This window comes from Marinobacter sp. V032 (genome assembly GCF_052645435.1).
This window is the reverse complement of record NZ_JBQXYE010000001.1, coordinates 490,650-509,999: the sequence shown is the minus strand read 5'-3', so window position 1 is coordinate 509,999 and position 19,350 is coordinate 490,650. Positions and strand designations below refer to the sequence as shown.

General features: G+C 55.9%; 20 protein-coding genes. 15 read left to right on the top strand and 5 right to left on the bottom strand.

All coding sequences use genetic code 11. From position 1 onward, the window contains the following. Positions 1–36: 36 nt before the first annotated feature. Positions 37–1,260: a BamA/TamA family outer membrane protein gene (locus ACUN9X_RS02365; RefSeq protein WP_445472075.1), complete on the top strand. Its 1,224-nt coding sequence runs from the start codon at positions 37–39 to the stop codon at positions 1,258–1,260. 75 nt (positions 1,261–1,335) lie between these two features. Here ACUN9X_RS02365 and ACUN9X_RS02360 read toward each other — a convergent pair whose 3' ends face one another. Continuing rightward, the gene (locus tag ACUN9X_RS02360) at positions 1,336–1,719 is read right to left on the bottom strand and encodes a diacylglycerol kinase (RefSeq protein ID WP_260037296.1); all 384 of its coding nucleotides are present in this window, start codon (positions 1,717–1,719) and stop codon (positions 1,336–1,338) included. Next, a complete protein-coding gene (locus ACUN9X_RS02355; RefSeq protein ID WP_445472074.1) occupies positions 1,716–2,330 on the bottom strand; it encodes a phosphoribosyltransferase in 615 nt (204 codons plus the stop codon). The genes ACUN9X_RS02360 and ACUN9X_RS02355 overlap by 4 nt, the downstream gene beginning before the upstream one ends. A 201-nt stretch (positions 2,331–2,531) precedes the next feature. Here ACUN9X_RS02355 and ACUN9X_RS02350 point away from each other — a divergent pair, with 201 nt between their 5' ends. Beyond that, a complete protein-coding gene (locus ACUN9X_RS02350; RefSeq protein WP_260037293.1) occupies positions 2,532–3,098 on the top strand; it encodes a phosphoribosyltransferase in 567 nt (188 codons plus the stop codon). A 95-nt stretch (positions 3,099–3,193) separates the two neighbouring features. On the opposite strand, the gene ACUN9X_RS02345 is transcribed toward ACUN9X_RS02350, so the two are convergent. Beyond that, positions 3,194–3,400, bottom strand: a complete 207-nt coding sequence (locus ACUN9X_RS02345; RefSeq protein WP_260037291.1) for a cold-shock protein — start codon at positions 3,398–3,400, stop codon at positions 3,194–3,196. Between the two features lie 320 nt (positions 3,401–3,720). Between ACUN9X_RS02345 and ACUN9X_RS02340 the strand changes: the two genes are divergently transcribed. The 7 genes from ACUN9X_RS02340 to ACUN9X_RS02310 all read left to right on the top strand — a co-directional run bounded on the left by ACUN9X_RS02340 (position 3,721) and on the right by ACUN9X_RS02310 (position 8,853). Continuing rightward, complete coding sequence (locus ACUN9X_RS02340; protein WP_445472073.1) at positions 3,721–4,980, top strand: DUF2254 domain-containing protein; 1,260 nt, start codon at positions 3,721–3,723, stop codon at positions 4,978–4,980. Positions 4,981–5,096: 116 nt separating this feature from the next. Next, entirely contained in the window at positions 5,097–5,486 is a 390-nt protein-coding gene (locus tag ACUN9X_RS02335) for a nuclear transport factor 2 family protein (RefSeq protein WP_260037288.1), read from the top strand. A gap of 328 nt (positions 5,487–5,814) precedes the next feature. Then, positions 5,815–6,411, top strand: coding sequence for a PEP-CTERM sorting domain-containing protein (locus ACUN9X_RS02330; protein ID WP_260037286.1), 597 nt, complete (start codon positions 5,815–5,817; stop codon positions 6,409–6,411). A gap of 163 nt (positions 6,412–6,574) precedes the next feature. Next, positions 6,575–6,778: a hypothetical protein gene (locus ACUN9X_RS02325; RefSeq protein ID WP_445472072.1), complete on the top strand. Its 204-nt coding sequence runs from the start codon at positions 6,575–6,577 to the stop codon at positions 6,776–6,778. 137 nt (positions 6,779–6,915) lie between these two features. Beyond that, positions 6,916–7,308 carry an acyl-CoA thioesterase gene (locus ACUN9X_RS02320; RefSeq protein WP_260037282.1) on the top strand — a complete coding sequence of 131 codons (393 nt, stop codon included), beginning with the start codon at positions 6,916–6,918 and terminating at the stop codon, positions 7,306–7,308. Between the two features lie 43 nt (positions 7,309–7,351). Next, entirely contained in the window at positions 7,352–8,206 is an 855-nt protein-coding gene (locus tag ACUN9X_RS02315) for a putative RNA methyltransferase (RefSeq protein ID WP_445472071.1), read from the top strand. Positions 8,207–8,295: 89 nt separating this feature from the next. After that, positions 8,296–8,853 carry a C40 family peptidase gene (locus tag ACUN9X_RS02310; protein WP_445472070.1) on the top strand — a complete coding sequence of 186 codons (558 nt, stop codon included), beginning with the start codon at positions 8,296–8,298 and terminating at the stop codon, positions 8,851–8,853. A gap of 26 nt (positions 8,854–8,879) precedes the next feature. Here ACUN9X_RS02310 and ACUN9X_RS02305 read toward each other — a convergent pair whose 3' ends face one another. Continuing rightward, positions 8,880–9,971 carry a transporter substrate-binding domain-containing protein gene (locus ACUN9X_RS02305; protein WP_445472069.1) on the bottom strand — a complete coding sequence of 364 codons (1,092 nt, stop codon included), beginning with the start codon at positions 9,969–9,971 and terminating at the stop codon, positions 8,880–8,882. Between the two features lie 289 nt (positions 9,972–10,260). On the opposite strand from ACUN9X_RS02305, the gene ACUN9X_RS02300 reads away from it, so the two are divergent. Beyond that, the gene (locus tag ACUN9X_RS02300) at positions 10,261–12,054 is read left to right on the top strand and encodes a DUF4153 domain-containing protein (protein ID WP_445472068.1); all 1,794 of its coding nucleotides are present in this window, start codon (positions 10,261–10,263) and stop codon (positions 12,052–12,054) included. A gap of 30 nt (positions 12,055–12,084) precedes the next feature. On the opposite strand, the gene ACUN9X_RS02295 is transcribed toward ACUN9X_RS02300, so the two are convergent. After that, positions 12,085–12,942 (bottom strand): PA4780 family RIO1-like protein kinase, encoded by an 858-nt coding sequence (locus ACUN9X_RS02295; RefSeq protein WP_445472067.1) that lies wholly within the window; start codon positions 12,940–12,942, stop codon positions 12,085–12,087. 197 nt (positions 12,943–13,139) lie between these two features. Between ACUN9X_RS02295 and ACUN9X_RS02290 the strand changes: the two genes are divergently transcribed. The 5 genes from ACUN9X_RS02290 to ACUN9X_RS02270 all read left to right on the top strand — a co-directional run bounded on the left by ACUN9X_RS02290 (position 13,140) and on the right by ACUN9X_RS02270 (position 19,336). Further along, the gene (locus tag ACUN9X_RS02290) at positions 13,140–13,817 is read left to right on the top strand and encodes a FadR/GntR family transcriptional regulator (protein ID WP_260037273.1); all 678 of its coding nucleotides are present in this window, start codon (positions 13,140–13,142) and stop codon (positions 13,815–13,817) included. Next, positions 13,817–14,791 carry a bile acid:sodium symporter family protein gene (locus ACUN9X_RS02285; protein WP_445472066.1) on the top strand — a complete coding sequence of 325 codons (975 nt, stop codon included), beginning with the start codon at positions 13,817–13,819 and terminating at the stop codon, positions 14,789–14,791. The genes ACUN9X_RS02290 and ACUN9X_RS02285 overlap by 1 nt, the downstream gene beginning before the upstream one ends. 321 nt (positions 14,792–15,112) lie before the next feature. After that, entirely contained in the window at positions 15,113–16,138 is a 1,026-nt protein-coding gene (locus ACUN9X_RS02280) for a helix-turn-helix domain-containing protein (RefSeq protein WP_445472065.1), read from the top strand. Positions 16,139–16,608: 470 nt separating this feature from the next. Beyond that, positions 16,609–18,423: a choice-of-anchor D domain-containing protein gene (locus ACUN9X_RS02275; protein WP_260037269.1), complete on the top strand. Its 1,815-nt coding sequence runs from the start codon at positions 16,609–16,611 to the stop codon at positions 18,421–18,423. 106 nt (positions 18,424–18,529) lie between these two features. After that, positions 18,530–19,336, top strand: a complete 807-nt coding sequence (locus tag ACUN9X_RS02270) for a DUF6160 family protein (RefSeq protein WP_260037267.1) — start codon at positions 18,530–18,532, stop codon at positions 19,334–19,336. Positions 19,337–19,350: the final 14 nt, after the last annotated feature.

The window sequence follows — 19,350 nt, the reverse complement described above, 5'->3', positions numbered from 1 at the left end:
GTGCCGGGGCTGGCGGGCAACAGGGAGAAACCGGGGATGAACGGAAAGATGAACCGAAAGCAGGGCAAACGAACCGGATGGGCCACTCTTGGCCTGGCCCTTATGGCTATATCGTGGTCCGTTATGGCAACGGCTTCTTTCTTTGAAGACTACATGATTGATGAGCAGGACGGCATGCTGGACGCCAGTCGCTTCCTGTCGGAGGTTCCGGCGGGGTTTCTGCCAGTCCCCATACTGATTACGGAGCCCGCGGTGGGCGCCGGTCTCGGTGTAGCCGGAGTTTTCTTTCATGAGTCAGACCAGCAGGCAACAGCCAAGGGCGCCGGCAAAGGCGCGGTGCTCCCTGAAAATATCTCAGTGATTGGGCTGGGCGGCACCCGCAACGGCACCAAAGGGGTCGGTCTGGGCCACATGGGGTTCTGGCTGGATGACAGTCTGCGTTACCGGGGATTCGTTCTGTACGGTGACATCAACCTTGATTTCTACTCGCTGGCCGATCGCCAACTCAATCGGCCTATAGAGCTCAATATCAAGGGCCCGGCTGTGATTCAGGAACTCAAGGCCCGAATGGGGAGCAGCGACTGGTTTGTCGGGGCCCGCCAGGTCTACCGCAAGGTTGAAAGCGAGCTCGAAAGCAGGATTACACTACCGAATCCGACGCTGGACGATCGCATAAATGCCTTTCTTCAGAATCAGCTAGGCCGGGATTCCGTAACATCCGGTCTGGGGTTGCTGGCAGAGTACGACACGCGGGATAACCCGCTGGACCCGCAGGCAGGCTACAACCACCACTTCAATTACGTGATATTCGATGATGCTATCGGAAGCGATGTGAATTACGACAGCTACCAGTGGGTGGGGCTGAATTACTGGAAGCTGTCAGATAGCTGGAACCTGGGGCTGCGCCTTCAATATGACGGCGTCTCAGCCGACGGCGATGAAGAGCTGCCACCCTATGTTCCGCCTTCTGTCGATCTGCGCGGGGTGCCTGTTAACCGTTATCAGGGGCGAGCCGTCGCCGTTGCCGAGGTTGAGTTGACCTGGCGCTTCTCCCGACGCTGGAGCGTGAACACCTTCACCGGCGGTGGTCGGGCCGCAGACAGCTTCGGAGATCTGCACGACGATGCCCAGTCGGCCAATAGTGTCGGTGCAGGCTTTCGCTATCTGATCGCCAGCCGGTACGGCCTCCATATGGGGGCGGATATTGCGCGGGGGCCTGAGGATACTGCTTTCTATATTCAGGCAGGCGCGGCTTGGTAAGTCATCAAGGCGCCGGTTCGGATTGCGATTTGGCACGTGGCTTGCGAATCCGGCCGCTGCTTTGAATGCTGCTGATCAGATCAGAATAACGAACCAGCAGACCGAAATAATGGCCAGCCCGACAAACTGGGCGGCGCTGCCCATATCCTTGGCGTGTTTTGACAGCGGATGCAGCTCCATGGACACCCGGTCCACCAGGTTTTCGATAGCCGAGTTCAGCAATTCAATGGCCAGTGACAGCAAGGGGGCTGAAATAAGAATGGCGCGCTCAGCCGGGGTGACGTCAAGCCCGCAGGCAATCGGGATCAGAATCACGTTGATCAGAACCAGCTGCCGGAATGCGGCCTCGTTGATAAATGCCGCCTTGAACCCCTGCATGGAATAACGGGTGGAATTGAGAATCCGGGCCAGGCCCTTGCCGCCTTTGAGGGTGTGAGCAGAATTGTGTTTGGATTTCATTTCTTGTTTGCTACCACGCTGTCCAGAATCGGGCCCAAAAACGGCTTGTGGGCACTGATCTCTTCCCGGCTGAGGCCGTTCAGCTCGTAGGGGAACACCAGCCAATCGTCAGAAGTATGCAGGCAGTAGTCGGGATTCAGGCCTGTTTTGTTGGCGCCGGGCCGCTGATAAAGAGTGGCGATACGGGTATCTGTCGGCATGTTGCGTTTCAGTTGTTCGTTCAGTCGCTTCAGAACAGCAGCGACGCTGAAGCCGGTGCTGAACACATCATCGACAATGAGCAGGCGATCGCTCTGGTTCAGGTTATCCAGCAGATAGTGGGTGCCATGAACCCGGATGTTGGCTTCAGGTGAAGCGACCATGGCGTCGTAATCGTCCATGCCCCGATAGGAGGTGCGCAGCGCGATGTGGTCAGTGGCAACGCCAAGTGTTTGCAGGCATTCCTGAACATAGATGCCAATGGTGCTGCCCCCACGCCAGAGGCCGACGATAAAGTTGGGTCGAAAACCGCTCTCGTAGACCTGAACCCCGAGTCGGAAGGCATCTTCAATCAGTTCCTTTTCGTCGAGAAACCGCCGGGTACGGGTGAAGGAATCGGAAGTATCGGTCATGAGGCTGCCAGACTGTAGTTGAGTTTGCGTCCCCTGTTTGATGGGACAGCCGGTTTAGTGGGATTATAACGCGATTGAACCTGTGCCGGCTCGTATGCCAGCGGCCTGTTGCCGTTTTCAGCGTCTGTTGCGGGCGCAATCGTCGCCGTCATTAAAGCGCGTCACGTTCCAATACATGACCTCCAAAACAGTAGTGATCTTATGGCCGATAAACAATACATCAGTGCGCAGAGTTTGCTTGAAGATGCCTTCCGGCTGGGAGCGCAGGTACTGAACTCCGGCTTTCGCCCGACTTTCATGATAGCGGTCTGGCGAGGGGGAGCCCCTGTCGGTATTGCTGTGCAGGAGTTTCTGGATTATCACGGTGTGCATACTGATCACATTGCGATCCGGACGTCGTCTTATCATGGCATCGATCAGCAAAGCCGGACAGTGCGGGTTCACGGCCTCAACTATCTGGTGAAGCATGTGACCCATGAGGATTCACTGCTGATTGTGGATGACGTGTTCGATACCGGGCGTTCAGTTGAGGCGATTATCGGCGAGCTGAAACAGCGGGCCAGGTTGAATACTCCGAATGATATTCGGGTCGCGGTGCCCTATTACAAACCGGATCGAAACGAGGTGGGATGGGCGCCGGAATATTATGTCCACGATACGGCAGCCTGGCTGAAATACCCGCACTCGATGGAAGGTCTGACCGCTGAAGAAATCGCCCACCACCGGCCTGAACTCTACAGTATTCTGGCACCGCATCTGGCGTCGTGAACCAAGGTGGCAGGCGCGTCATTGCCTGCCGTCACTTTATTACAGGCAATAAAAAAGGGCAGCCTAAGCTGCCCTTCTTACGTGCTGTCTGTTAATTACAGAGCAACTACGTTTTCCGCCTGAGGACCTTTCTGGCCGTCAGTTACGGTGAATTCTACTTGCTGGCCTTCTGCCAGAGTTTTGAAGCCGTCACCCTGGATAGCGCTGAAGTGAACAAAAACGTCAGGGCCGCTTTCGCGAGTGATAAAGCCAAAGCCTTTTGCTTCGTTGAAGAACTTAACAGTGCCGGTAGTAGTAGACATAATAAACTTCCTGATCTCATAACTTTTAAATGCCGCCAGATCATCGACATGATGGCTGGTCAGCGTTGTGCGGAAACAAAAAACACGCGGAATCAAAAACAGGACGGTGCACTACTAACTACAACTGAGAGACGTCTTATTCGTGAACGGCTTTGCTAGATCTTTCCAACGACGATTACTTTACAACGAAGTGTGTCTGTTTGCCAAACTTATTTGTGTAGGCAGTTACCGGCATAACACGCTTATACTCCAAAGCGTGTGCTGACGATCGGAAATAGCGACCTGATCGTGTGATTTTCCGGTGTTTTCAAGGGGGTCTTATGCCGGGTATTGAGTCTCTGGATCGGTTGCGGTTTCTGGTGAATCGGGTACGGGAGCGGCTGTGGGTCAAGCCGTTGGTCAGTTCGCTGCTGTCGGTGGGAGCGGTGTTTCTTGCCAAGTCTGCTGATTATAGCGGGCTGGGGGATCTGATGCCGGTGATGACCCAGGATTCGGTCGAAACACTGCTGTCGGTGATGGCTTCCAGCATGCTGGTTATCGCAACACTGGCGGTAGCGTCCATGGTATCGGCTTATGCCTCAGCCAGTAACACCGCAACGCCTCGATCATTCCGGCTGATTATCGCGGATGACGTCTCACAGAACGCGCTGTCGATTTTTATCGGTGCGTTTATTTTCAGCATCGTCGCCCTGACTGCGGCAAAGAATAACTACTATGCCAACGCGGGTCTGTTCACGCTGTTTGTAATGACCGGGTTGGTGTTTGTTGTAGTCGTACTGACCTTTGTGCGATGGGTGGACCGTATCGCCCGGCTTGGTCGCATCGGCGCGACCATCGAGTCAGTTGAAAGTGCAACCGAAGCGGCATTGCGGCATTACCGCGAGATGCCGCGCACCGCGCATCGAGGGCCGGAAAGCGATAATGGCATCGAGATCACGGCAACCGCAGTCGGGTACGTCCAGCATGTGGATCTGGCAGCGCTGCAGGCTTATGCCGAAGAACAGAACGGCAGCGTGCGGGTGCTGACGCTGCCCGGCACCCTGCTGATGCCGGGGCGGGTGATGGCGTGCGTCAGTCATGTGTCGAATGTAGACGACGCCCGTGTTCGGGAGGCCTTTGCTGTCGGCAGTCAACGTCGCTTTGACGACGACCCCCGTTTCGGACTGGTGGTGCTGTCGGAGATTGCCAGTCGGGCCTTGTCTCCTGCGGTCAATGATCCCGGCACCGGTATTGATATCCTCACCCGACTTGCCGGACTGTTTCAGCTGTGGTGTGAAGAACCGGACGAACGCAGTGACGATGCGCCGGATTACAGCCGCGTGTCGATGCCGGAGATTGATGTGCGTGATATGTTCGATGATGCGTTTGGCGCGATCGCCCGGGATGGCGCCGGCATGGTGGAAGTCTGCCAGCGATTGCAGAAAGTGCTGGGGCATCTGGCAGGTTCCGGGCTTGCGGATGTGCGCGATGCGGCGATTGCCCATCAGCGTCTGGCGCTTAAATACGCCGAGAGCGGGCTGGTGCTGGAGGAAGATCTGGAGCGGGTACGGCAAGCAGGTGGCGATAGCTTGCAGGAATAATCCTGAACACGGGTTTTGCGTGAGTTGGCGAAACCCGGTAGCTTTCTGTTTTTAACGGCGCTCTGCCTCGGTGCACAAGGCGGGCGCTTTCATACCCGTTTGCAGAGTGATAGCCGATGATTGAAACAACAATAAAGCAATGGCATGCCCTGGTTGATGCCAAAGACCCCAAAGCACTGGATGATCTGCTGGCAGAGAATGTGGTGTTCCATTCGCCGGTCGTTCACACCCCCCAGCAAGGTAAAGCCATCACCCGAACTTACCTGATGGCGGCACTGTACACACTCAACAATGAGCACTTCCGTTACGAGCGCGAGATCCTTGACGGTCACAATGCCATGCTGGAATTCACCACAGAGCTGGATGGTATCAAACTCAATGGTGTCGATATTATTCATTGCGATGCCGAAGGCCGGATTGATGACTTCAAAGTTATGGTGCGTCCGCTCAAGGCTGTCAACAAGATCCACGAGATGATGGGTGCGATGCTGGAGAAGTTGAAGTAACCCCCAGTTTTTCTGACGAGGGCCTGACTCCTGTTCTGGAGTGAGGCCACTTGCCCTGCACCACTTTGGGCCCCCGAAATGGATGCCGCAAAGCCGTCGTTACCGCTCCATTCCTTATCAAAGCGTTATTTTTATTACCTTAAGTGATGAGTGTTCGCGGGAAAATGTCAGCTAAATTTACAGCTCGACATCTTCTCGGCGAGGCCCTGTTTTCATTCATATGAAAAGTAAGGACTTTAAAAGTTGGCCTTTTAAATGCAGTGGAAATCAGTGGAGCTGCACTTGCAGTCGCAGAGCTTCCATAACGGAACTGATTGGAGGCATTACAATGAAAAAATCACTATTGGCTATGACTCTGGCGCTGGGGATGACTGGCGCAGGAAGCGCATCTGCGCTGATGATCGAGACAGATGGTACGTCAGTTGCGGGGCAAATTGGCCCTGTTACTCTCAACAGTGTCTTCACCAGCACGAACTTTGATGGCTTTTACAAGGGCAACCTGTCCAGCGGCGTTGGTATGCTGAAGGTTGAGTTTTTGGGTAAAGAAGCCGGCTACGTCAACACATTTGAAATGGATGGCCAGTCGCTTTCAACCGAAAGCACGGTGGGCGATACCATCTACGTCAACAATGCGGTTGCGGGCTTGCTGAACTTTATCATTCAGATTAACAGTGGCGCGGGTTCGGTTGCGAACGGATCCAATAATAACCATACCTCCGCGGGTACTCCTGATTTCTGGCTGGGCTACGACCCACTCGGCAATGGTGTACTGCTGGCGCTGGATGACGGTGGTGCAAACCCCGACGATGACAACCACGATGACCTGGTACTCCGTATTACAGAAGTACCGGAGCCTTCCACTCTGGCACTGATCGGGCTTGGTCTGGTAGGTGCTGGTGTTGCGGCGCGCCGTCGTAAAGTTTGAATAGCCCGTTGTATAGGGACAAAGGCCTGTTGCTCATCGCGATGGGCCTTTTTTTGTGCCCTTTTTTGACCCCAATCAACCTTCCTAATGCCCTCGTTTCTTGACGTTGCTGCCGTTCTGCCGCTAGAACAATAGCAGGTACCGCAAATGGTGAGGCACGCACATGAAGTGGATTATTCTGATTATTGTGGTGGTGGCTTTTGGTTTCTGGTTATCCCGTGGGCGCCAGAAAAATGCCCCTTCTGATCCAGACGCCAAAACCGTCGAACAAAAGGATTACTACCTGTCACCGGAAGAAGAAAACGAACGTCGCAACACCTCAGACGTGCAGGAGCAGAGCCAGCGTGATGACGATAAAAGGAACTAGCGTCTCTGCAATTGAATGCCCCGGGAGCACAGTTTCGACCAGAGTCGACTTGGCCTGATGGGGCTCTTGGCGTTATGTTGCTTGCCCCGAGGCGGGTCAGGCGATCCGCTGCTTTACTCGTCAACAGAGGCTAGCGGATGTTTTCACTGACAATTGAGCCGCGTTTTAATGACACGGATGCCCTGGGGCACATCAGCAATACGGCATTTCCCGTCTGGTTTGAGCAGGCCCGGACGCCGGTTTTTGAGCTCTTCCACCCGACTTTGACGATGCACGACTGGCCGCTGATTCTGGCGCGAATGGAAGTGGATCTGAAAGCACAGACGTATTGGTCAAAGCCGGTCGAAATCCGCACCTGGCTGGGGAAGATCGGCAACGCCTCGGCCCAGGTACTGCAGGAAGCCTGGCAAGGCGATAGTCTGGTGGCAAAGGGAATCGCCACGCTGGTGTATTTCGATTACAAAGCCGAACGGTCAATGCCGATTCCGGATGCAATTCGTGAGAAACTCGCGCCGCATCTGGCAGAATGAGGCCGGCTCGCTTCATCCATTTCCTCTTCAGGAACCCGCCTGCATGACGATTTCCGCTTTTAATCATCTGGCTTGCCCGCTGGATGGTGGCCCGTTACTGAGACAGGACGCGAACTGGACCTGCGCAGCAGGCCACAGTTTTGACATCGCCCGCCAGGGCTACGTGCATCTGCTACCGGTGCAGAAAAAACGGTCGCTTGATCCCGGCGACAGCAAGGTGATGGTGGCGGCCCGACAACGGTTCCTGAATGCCGGTTTTTATCAGCCGATAGCTGATGCCGTGACCGCAGCGACCCTCGAAGCTTTGCCGGCGTCTGCCAGTTGTCTGGATGCCGGCTGTGGCGAAGGCTATTACCTGCGCCGACTGGCTGCGGCGGTTCCGGATGAGCAAACGCTGGCGCTGCTGGGCGTGGATATTTCCAAGTGGGCAGTACTGGCGGCGGCCAAGCAGGACAAACGGCCGGGCTGGACCGTGGGTAGCAATGCCAACCTGCCGGTTCAATCGGCAACGTTGGATCGCGTGTTGAGCATGTTTGGCTTTCCGGTATACGCCGAGTTTGCAAGAGCTATCAAGCCTGGCGGTATGCTGATCGAAGTCGATGCGGGCCCAGATCACCTGCGCCAATTGCGGGAGATCGTCTATCCCAGCCTCAAGCCTGAGCGCGCCGAGGAACGGGCGGCGCCTGCCGGCTTTACTGGCCTGCCGCCACAAACAGTAAACTTCCCGCTTGAAATCAATGGTGCCGAACAGGTTGCCGACCTGCTGGCGATGACGCCCCATGGCTATCGCGCCAGTGCGGAAGGGCGTGAAAAGGTAGCGGCTCTGTCTGCCTTGTCGGTAACTGTGGACGTGCGCATTCGCCGCTGGGTCCGCGACGATCAGGTCACTTCAGAATAGTATATAAAACGACCAATAATTAACCTGACAATCAGATCCTTGGGGCATAAAGTACAGGTAAATTCTGAATACTGAACCGGTTGTACCCCATGCGCTGGCTGATGCTCCCTTCACACATCGAAATTTCCTCCATTTGGGCCTTGCTCCACCTCCCGCATCGTCAGTTACGTTATCTGGGGCTGTTGGTATTGGTAGCACTGGGACTGGCGGGTTGTGCGAGCAGCCAGTCGGTTGATCGCACCTATACGCCGCCCGGGCCAATCGAGGACCCGCAAGACGCGGCGACGGCTGATCAACTCTGGCAAGTATTCGAGCGCTATCAGGGCGCGCCCTACGAGTATGGTGGCATGTCAGCCGATGGCTTTGACTGCTCCGGTTTTATTGTGACGGCCTATCAGGAGGCGCTGGGGCGGCAGTTGCCCCGCACAACCGGCATGATGCTGAGGGCGGGGATTCCGGTGGATCGCCGCCAGGTGCGGCCGGGCGATCTGGTGTTTTTCCGGATTGAGGGCAAAGAGCAGCATGCGGGAATCTACATGGGCGACAACCGCTTTATCCATGCCTCAACGTCGGTCGGTGTTACGCAGTCGCAACTGAACGGCTACTACTGGCGCGACCGGTTTTCCCAGGTGCGGCGTTTCGAATAACGCCTACCCGGGCACCCTGTGATGTTTTACTCGTTGCCCAGATACTTGTCGACAATGCCTTTCCAGGCAGCGGACTCTGTGACTTCAAGCACTTTCTCTGAAACCGGCCCCCTGAGCGGGCTGCCTTCCGGCATCGCCAGTGCGTAGAGTTGTTGCTGAAAGGTGCCGGGCAGAATCGTTAGGTGATCGCCCTGTTGCTGATTCCGGTATTGCATCAGTGCACGATCATAGACAGCGGCATCGGTTTCACCCCTGGCGGTGGATTCCAGCGCGGCGCTCAGATCCGGGTAGAGCGTATGCCGCACTCTGTTCTCTTGCAGATACTCTTCGCTTGCGGTCTTGGCGATGGTGGCCACGTTGGCACCGGGCAGATCCCGTGGGCCCTGAATCTGGTTTTGCAGATTGCTGACGGTCAGTGACGAGGTGATGGCGGCGGTGAAACTGGCGACCATTATCAATCCGGCAAACATCCAGACCAGCCCTACCAGGCGCCCTGCCAGGGTAACCGGGGCCTTGTCACCGTAGCCAACGGTCGTCATGGTCACCGCTGCCCACCAGAAGCTCGATCCAATGCCCTGCGCCGCACTGCCGCCGAACTGCTCGGGGTTACGCTTGCGCTCAAACAGCCAGACCGCAAATCCGACGGCCAGCAACAGGCCTGCCAGCCCGGCAATCACACTCACAAAACGCCAGCTGAGTAGCGCACCCAGACTGCTGAGCAGGCTGGGATCTTTGACCTTGGGCACGGCGATCGACAGACCGGTCTGGTAAAACGGGTGGCTGAAATCGAACCGGGTTTCGCGGGCGGATGTCATGGTCAGGGCGCCGACCGCCACATCAATGTCACCGTTCTCGACGCTTTTCAGCAGTTCCTGAAATGACAGGGGCACCAGTTCAAAATCGCGACCCAGCCCGGCGGCCACCTGGCGCCAGAGATCCACGCTGATGCCTTCCCACTCACCGTTTCCGGCTTTCATGACAAACGGTGGCACTGGCGTAATGCCCACTCTCAGGGTTTGATCCTGGGCCGATGCCAGGGAACTGAAGATCAGAATGAACGTGATAGCGAGCAGCTGCAGTGATCGGGCTACGGGGCTTTTAGCGATAGAACGAGGCATGGGAATAGTGAGGCCCGGATGTTAACCGGCTCCTGTGTGGTGGCTTTTTGTTAGCAATCTGAAGTAATAACGATACGGTGGTCGCAAGGGTGTTGCAAAAATGCGCCAATCTCCCCGTTATATGGGGGGTTACGTAGCAAATGCCGGAAATGATGAAAACCCGTCGATGATTCCCGTCTGTACCTGCATGGCGCCGCCGATTACTATGACGACGACCTGATGAGCAGGATGAAATGGCTCGGCATTGGATAATTCCGGCATCGAAAACTTGGCAATGGACAGCACTAAAGTGAATGACTCAGCAAACCCCCGCCTTGATAACGCCACCCGTTACGGCATCGTTGGTATTGCCTTGCTTCAGGGCATGGTGCTCTATGGCTTGTACTGGACGATAGATCACGACATTTGGCCCGCGACAGACCCCAGTTGGCTCACCTCGTTGTATACGGTTGCGATCGCCTTGCCATTATTTTTCTACCTCGGCATGGAGCGACTACGGGACTACCGAAACCTCATCGTGCTGCTGCCACTAACCGGGTTGTTGTTCTGGATGGGGTGGCACCTGAGTTGGGTGTTATACGGTGTGGGCGACCAGTCGGTGACCTCTGGACCTCATTTCATGGTGTTCATTCCCGGGCTGGGTGTCGGGCTTTTTATTCTGGCGCTTTTCTTCCGCGTCTGGTGCATAGGCGGTCGTGAACGATTTGGTTATGAAACGCTGCTTGAACACTCCTGGCAGCATGCGTTGATGTTGGCAATGGCAGGGTTGTTTTTGCTGGTGTTCTGGCTGCTTTTGTTTCTCTGGGGAGCCTTGTTTAACGTCATCGGGATTTCGTATTTCCAGGATCTGTTTGAAGAGGCGCTCTTTATCTATCCCGCCACGGCCTTGGTTGGCGGTTGGGGGTTGGTGCTGATCCGCGAGCGCATCCGGGTTATGACGACGATGCGAACCCTGTGTGAAGCGCTTATCTCCGCACTGTTGCCTCTGGTGGCGCTAATTGTGGTGCTGTTTCTGGGCGCGTTGCCTTTTACCGGGCTGGAAAAGATCTGGCAGACCGGAAAGGCCGGTTTCCTGATGATGTCATTGGCGGTGGTATTCCTGTTTTTCTTTAACGCGGTACTGAGCAACAACGCCCGTTTTTCGGATAAATCACGTGGTGTGCGGGGGCTGGTCATGGCAGCACTCGTCATTCTGCCGGTTTACACCGCGCTGGCGGCCTGGGCGCTTTGTCTGCGGGTGGATCAATACGGATTAACCTATGATCGCCTCTGGGCCGGCGTTATCCAGTTACTGATGGCCAGCTTCATTCTGACCTACAGCGTGTTGATCGTGCTGAGGCAAGCTCGCGCCGTGACGGCTATCCGTGAGGCGAACAAGTGGCTGGCGATCGTGGTTGCGGTTGTGCTGATTCTGGTCAACACACCGGTGTGGGACTTGCGAAGCTGGTCAGCTAGTAATCAGGTGGAGCGATTGATTAATGGCGAGGTGACACCCGCTGATTTTGATTATGACTACCTGCGATTTTCGCTGGGTAGCTACGGCGTGCAGGCGCTGAAGGAGCTGCAAACCTCGGACTTTGTCAAAGAGCACCCGCAGGTGTCAGACCGGATCAGCGCAAGCCTGAAACAGAAAAACCGCTGGCACAAAGAGCCGATGGTCGACAAGAACGACCGCGCGGCGGTTGTGGACATGTTAAGGCGCATACCCGGTGATCTGGCTCTACCTGCAGCACTGGTGGACAGGGTCTCGGAGAGCATGCCTGCATGCTTGAACGTGCCAGGCAACTGCTGGATTGGTCAGGCTCGTTCGCAAGAGGGCGTGAGCTATTGGCTGGTTTTCACACAACATTATGCTCACTACGTTTCCGGCAATGCATTTGTGCAACACAGCAACGTTTGGCAAATGGCGGGCGATCTTGCGACCCCCGGCTGCCTTGGAGACCGTAAAATCACCCTTACTGACAGCATGGTATTTGAGCCCGTACCCGGGCCCTTTGTCGCGTTCAGGTCTGGAGGCTGCTTCTATCGGGTCGACGCCAATGCCGAGTATCTTGGCTTGCAGGCACCCTTACGGGCGAATTGAATCGCGCTCGCTTGATGACGACTGTCGACTTCAGTCGTCATCCTCATCGCCCCGCATCCGTTCCAGCCGTTCTGATTCCTCTTCTTTGGCGGCATCAATCACCGCGAGCAGCTCGTCGACGTTGGCGCTTTCGGTGTTGTGTTCAAAGCAACCGGTCAGCCTGGTTTCGGCGTGCAGGTCGCCGGCTTCGTACAACGCCCAGATTTCCTTGCCGTAGTCGGTGTTGAGCAGTTCGGGCGCAAAGCGGCCGAAGTAACGGCGCATGTTATCGACGTCCCGCTCGAGCATGCGTTCAGCGTTGTTGTTACCCGAGGCATTGACGGCCTGAGGCAAATCGATGATGACCGGGCCCTCTGCGTCGACCAATACGTTGAATTCCGACAGGTCGCCGTGAATCAGGCCGGCGTCGAGCATACGTACCACATCGGCAATGACTTTGGCGTGGTATTCCCGGGCCACTTCAGGCGTGAGCGTCACATCGTCCAGGCGCGGAGCGGCTTTGCCTTCGGCATCTGCAACCAGTTCCATCAGTAACACGCCATCCACGAATCCCTGAGGCTCAGGAACGCGTACGCCAGCAGAGGCTAGCCGGTAGAGGGCATCAACCTCGGCGTTGAGCCAGGCGTTTTCCTGCTCCTTCTGGCCATAGCGGGTTTTCTTGCTCATGGCCCGGGCGCGGCGGCTGTTACGTACCTTGCGGCCTTCCTGATATTCCACCGCCTGTTTGAAGCTGCGCTTCTGGGCTTCTTTAAAAACCTTGGCACAACGGATCGTGTCGCCACAGCGCACGACGTAAACCTGTGCTTCCTTGCCGCTCATCAGCTGATAAAGCACGGCATCGACCATGCCATCATCGACAAGAGGCTGTAATCGCTTCGGTATTTTCATAGAACCCTGATAGTGGCCCGTGGCCGTCTGAAGTGTCCGGCTCGGGCCGGTGCGATGGTGCAATGTTAACCGATCGTGTCGCCCTTGGCGTCGAAACCGTGTGGGATTCAGCACAATTCCGGATTTTCTTGCGGAAGTGCCTTTGACGGGTTTTCTAATTCATGGGATGATCCTATCTAAATTCATGGGATGATCATATGAATACACAAAAAATAGCCCGCCGCTCGCTGGTAGACAGTGCAATCGATCAGTTAAGGGCAACGGTTGAATCAGGTGAATGGCCGGTTGGTGAGCGTATTCCCAATGAGAGTCGACTCTCCGAGTTGCTGGGCGTAGGTCGTAATACCGTCCGTGAAGCGGTGCGTGTGCTGGTACATGCCGGCTTGCTGGAAACCCTTCAGGGGGACGGCACCTATGTTCGGGCACGTCTGGATCCGGCAGAGACCATGCGGCGTATCGAGCGCTCGGCTCTGCGGGACCAGTTGGAAATGCGGATTACCCTGGAAGCGGAAGCGGCTCGCCTCGCGGCCTTGCGTCGTGATCAGGATGATCTCGATGAACTGCGCGCAGCGCTGGCTGCCCGGGCGGCGGCTGGAGACGATATTGATGAGCGTATTGCCCAGGATGAGCGTTTCCATGTGGCGATTGCCGAGGCGTCGCACAATCATGCGTTGATGGCGATGTACGCGTATTTCCGCAGCGCCGTTTCGGCGACGATCGAACGCACCGAACGGGATGCGGATCTGCCCGAGCCGTCCCACGCTGATCACGAGTATCTGCTGGCAACCATCATCATGGGAGATGCCGAGGCTGCATTTCGCGTCGCCCGCACCATGCTGATGCCGGCTCTGGACGCGTTGTCGGAGGCCATGTGATGCGTATTCGTCTCGATCCGTTCACGCTGATCCTGCTGGGTGCGGTGGTATTGGCGTCAGTTTTGCCGGCCCAGGGCAGTATTGCCCGTGTGTTGGGTGTGGTGGCTTCTGCGGGGGTTGCCTTGCTGTTTTTTATTCATGGTGCGGCCCTGTCGCGGGAGCAGATTCGGGCCGGCTCGACCCATTGGCGACTGCATCTTTTGATCGCATCGCTCACGTTTGTTGTATTCCCGCTGGTGGTCTTGCCCATCGGTGCGCTGGCGCCGGTTTTGATTCCGGAAGATCTGGCGCTGGGCTTTCTGTATCTGGGGGTGCTGCCCTCGGCGGTTTCCTCTTCCATTGCATTTACCGCGATGGCTAAGGGTAATGTTCCTGCGGCGATCTGCAGCGCTGCCGCCTCGAATGTGTTCGGCATGATGCTGACGCCGCTGTTGCTGGTGCTGCTGGTCAGTACCACCGGCGACGGAGGCTTTGATGTGCTGGGTGCTTTGCGGGATATCGTGCTGCAACTGCTGTTGCCGTTTGCGATCGGCCATCTGTTGAGGCCAAAGCTGGGTCCCTGGCTGGATCGTCACCCCGGATTCTCGTCTCGCTACGATCAGGGGGTCATTCTGTTGATCGTCTATGTCGCCTTTTCCCAGTCAGTGGTGGGAGGACTGTGGGACCAGTTGCCGGTGACGGCGATTCTGATTGCAATCGCACTGTGTCTGTTGCTGCTGGGGCTGGTGATTGGCCTCGCCATGATCTTGTCGAGACGCCTGAAGTTGCCGCTTGATGATGAGATTGCGGCTGTGTTTTGCGGTTCGAAAAAGAGTCTGGCATCGGGGTTGCCCATGGCGAAGGTGCTGTTCGCCGGTCATCCCGGTTTCGGTATGATCGTGCTGCCCATCATGTGCTACAACCAGATTCAGATCATTGTTGGCGCAGTGCTCGCACGGCGCTACTTGAAGCACGCATCACGCCTCAGGGGCTGACCGCTTCTCAGGCCGGCAAGTCCGTTGGGCTTGCCGGCTTCCTTCCTGCATGCCTGCCCTGTCGTACTTTTAGTTGTGTCGCTTAAGGCGCGTGATGAAAAGTGCCGAAACGCGAACCCCGTCTTGTCATTTTCGGCCATAACGCCATTTGTGGGATGCCATTTCAAAACGTCCGATTACTGGGTGCCTATATTCTGAAATGGGTGTTGTAGTACCCGCTTAGAACGCGGAGTCGTTGGCAGTGGCTTCGTGAAATGCCGACTATTGGTGCGCACAAGCAGTGGTGCGCGAGTCGGGACTCTCGCCTCATGGATGATTGAAATGGGTCAGTCTGAACACTTGGCTTACGACATGCCGTTGGTGTCAGCCCGCTATGCGCGCCGATTTGTGCGCTTTATGGGCGGCAAGGGAATTGGGCAACAAACGTTGCTGGATGGCAGCGGTCTTGATGACGCGGTGTTGAATAATCCGGATGCGTTTCTGTCGATGAAGCAGGTAACGGCGATTCTCAAACAAGCGGACTGGCTGGTTCAGGACGAGCGCGCCGCATTCCAGTTCGGCCAGGAGCTGAACCTGCCCGCCCATGGCCTTGTCGGCTATGCTTTTCTGGGGCAGCGGGATCCGAAGAAACTGATTCATGCCATTGTGCAGTACCTGCGGGTCAGTTTGCCGATTATGGACATCGAGCTGACCTCCCAGGGTGAGGGAATGGCAATCCGCCTGCATGACACCTGGCGGCTCGGGCCACTTCGGGCGTTTATGTCCAAAATCTACATGGGCAGCATCTACGCGTTGTCCCTGCCTTTGTGCCGTCACTTCATATTCGAATTTGATTTCCCGACCGCTCGCCCTGTCAGTGACTGGAATGCGTTGGTGTCAGATTCGGAAATGCATTTTGATAAGGCGCATACGCAGGTGTTAATGCCGCTTTCCGGACGAAAGGTGCCGGAGGACGATGTGGGGCTGGCCTATGCGATAGCCCGCACCCGACTTGAGGAGCAGCTCAAATCAGCAATCCACGGTGAACTGGTCACGCAGGTCCGGGAGCAGATCATCAATAATCCCGGCCGCGGCAGCTCGCTGGAAAAGATAGCGATGAGATTGGGTATGAGTACCCGGTCCGTCCGCAATCATCTGGTCGAGTCCGGGTATTCGTTTCGGGAGATTCGCAACGATATCCGCGAAACCTTTGCCACTCTGTATCTGACGGACACCTCGGTTGCCCTCGATGTGATCGCCGACAAGCTCGGATTCAGTGACCAGGCCAGTTTCACTCGCGCTTATCGGTCGTGGACGGGTAAAACACCTGGCGACGTCCGCCGCAACGGTCCCGCACAATCCTCCTGATCAGGACGCACGCTGTCGTTGGCGGCTCTTCCTGATCGCTTCGGGCAATTCCTTACTGTATACAGCTGTACTCTTCTATTTGTTTGTGTCGAGCTCAAGCTGCCCCTTTATTTTTTTGATCAAAAATTGTCCATAGGGGCCATTATCGCGATATATCGCTGCTTTGTAAGACAGTTTCCCAGTTTATGAAGGGCTTCACGAAATTTGAATTAGGCGCACAGTTGTTCCTTTTTTATCAAAAATATTGCCGATAAAGGCAATGACCTCCTTGTGTATTCGGACGCTTAATGGATACAGACCCTCATCGGCATGCCGGTGCTGGTCGTCGAGGTTCACCATCTGTTCCTGACGAATGCGGATGGCGCCTTTCAGATGACAAGGAAAGTCGCAAGATCGATATTTACTCACGCTGTCGATGATGTCTGCGAATCCTATAAAAACACAAAAAGCTTTTTGTAGAGGACGACAACATGAGTTCGACGAAAAACAACCGGAACGCACGTACATTGCGTTCGGCCATCGCCGGTACGGCGCTCTTGGCTGCGAGTGGGGTGGCTTCCGCTGCGCCTGTTTCCCTGAATCTGGATTTCGTATGTCCCTTGCCATTGATTGGCAACCAGCCCATTTCAGCCCAGATCAGCGCAGATTTCCCGCCTGAAGCGCAAGTTGGCGACACGTTTGGACCGTTTGCCATTGAGGCAACCACTACAGTCAACAATGACTCCCGGCTAGGCCTGAAGCTGGTGGGCTCTGCCACGATCGAAGGGTCTGCGACAAACCTGTCGACCGTCCGCACCGCAGGCCGTGATCTGCCACTGGATGTACCTCTGACAATTCCTCAAAGCCCGATTCCGGATGCTGAAGGTCCGTTTACTGTTCCCGCTTCAGGTGAAGCACCGGCAGTGACCTTTACCATGGCAGACGTAGGTCAGGGCACGGTAACCGTTGATGACCTGACCCTGAACATGGTGGCACGGACGGCTGACGGCGCTATCGCCCCGCCGCCAATTGGTGAATTCACCGCCGACTGTACGTTGGTTGAAGGCCAGAACAACGTATTGCACACCTTTGAGGTCACAGGCGAAGCCGTACCTGATCCTGAAATCAGTGTGGGCGCTGAGAATGTCGATTTCGGCAAGATTACGTCAGGCACCAGTGCTGAAGAAGTCATCACTGTTTCCAACACCGGCGGCGCCGATTTGGGCATCAACGCGATCACCCTGAGCGGTGCCAACGCGGATGCATTCATGCAGACCAACGACTGCACCACTGTTGCACCGGGCGAAAGCTGTGGCGTTACCGTGACCTACATCGCAAGCGGTGAAGGCGTAAGCAGCGCGGCATTGGCAATTGAATCAACCGATCCGGCGACACCTTCTGTTGAAGTCGCGCTGACCGGCGAAAGCATCATCACGCCAGTACCTGAAATCAGCCTGGACGCGACTGAAGTCAGCTTCGGCAAGATCGACGTGGGTACAAGCGCTGATCGCCAGGTCACGGTTACCAACGCAGGCGGTGCTGCTCTGACCATCAACGCTATCAGCCTGTCCGGCGACAACGCGGGTGATTTCTTCCAGACCAACGACTGCTCTACTGTTGCCGCTGAAGGCAGCTGTACCGTTTCACTTACCTACACGGCGAATGCAGAAGGTGCCAGCAACGCGGTACTGAGCATCGAATCTGATGACCCTGAAGCTGCAACTGTTGAAGTGGCACTGTCTGGCGAAGGCAAAAGCAATGACACTGGCGGTGGCGTTGACTTCCTGCTGGATCTCCAGGGCACAACCGGTATTGCTGCCTCTGATAGCTCCCTGCCACTGAGCGGCACCATCGATGCTGTGCTGGAACTGGCCACCGGCATGTTCACTGCTGATCTGGCGCTGGATGACACGGAAGGTTCCTTCCGGGTAATCAAGTTCTTCAAGCGCTTGAAAGCCACTGCCCAGGTTAACTTTGAGCAGACCCAGCAGACCACCGGCACACTGGTTAACGGTGTTCTGACCGCTGACTCGCAGATGTACATCAACATCCCCAAGGTCACCGTGAAACTGTTCGGCTTCAAACTGCCGATTGGTGGTGGCTCTGAGTGCCGCACCATGGATCCGGTGAACATCTCGCTGAAGACACCAGAAGGCGAGAGCTTCGCACCGCTTGAAGGCGGCAAGGTGGTCGGTACTTACGATCTGCCTGCACTGTCTAACTGTGGTCCTCTGACCGATATCCTCAACCACTACATGGCAGGACCGGGCAACACCATTGACCTGGATCTGACCCCTAACCTCTAACGCTGATGAACTCGCGGGTGCTTCTCCTCTGGAGGAGCGCCCGCTCTAACGGCCGTTGTGGTCTGACGGCAAAGCAGTACTGCAACAAACGGAAAGGACTATAACAATGAAAAGCCTGAAAAAATCACTGCTGATGCTGGCGATTTCCGGGATGCCTCTGATGGCACAAGCGGAACTCAAGGCACTCGACGACTCCTCGATGGGCAGCATTACCGGCCAGGCCGGTGTCACCATTGAACTGGAGACCAAAGTTAACATCGGCGAGGTTCGCTACATCGATGAAGGCACACTCGCAATCAGCGACGTGTTCATCGGTGGTGCAAACCGCGACGATATGTTCCAGGAACTGGGGTTTGCCATTCCAAGCAGCGCCAGCGACCTGATCGATAACATCAAGATCAATATTGACGTACTGGCGGATGGCGATGCGGTCATTCAGGTACTGCCGCTATACGGCTCACCGATCGACTTCGCGGTCCGCACCGGTGCCTGGGAATTGCGTGGCAACACCGACAGCACAACGGTGATGGATAATCTGTCTGTTGAGGGTATTTTCGGTTCGATGATGGTGACCGTCGATACCGCAACCGACAAGATGAACATCAATACCCGCTTTGCGATCGATGATCTGGATGTGGATGTACCGTTCATGGCGGTCGGTATCCGCGATCTTGAACTGACCGGCGCAGGTTACGACGATAACCCGAACGTGGTCAGCGTGTTCGCACTGGCGGATTTTGATGTCTACAAGGCGCCCAATGCGGCAGGCAATGACAGCCTGGCGGTCGATATCGATACCTTCAATGCCGACATGAACATCGGTGGCGTGTTGATCGGTGGTACATCCATCGGCTCGATCGCCCTGGATGACATGTCGATCCAGAACACACAGATGCGGATTTACGGTCACTGATCACCCGCGATCTG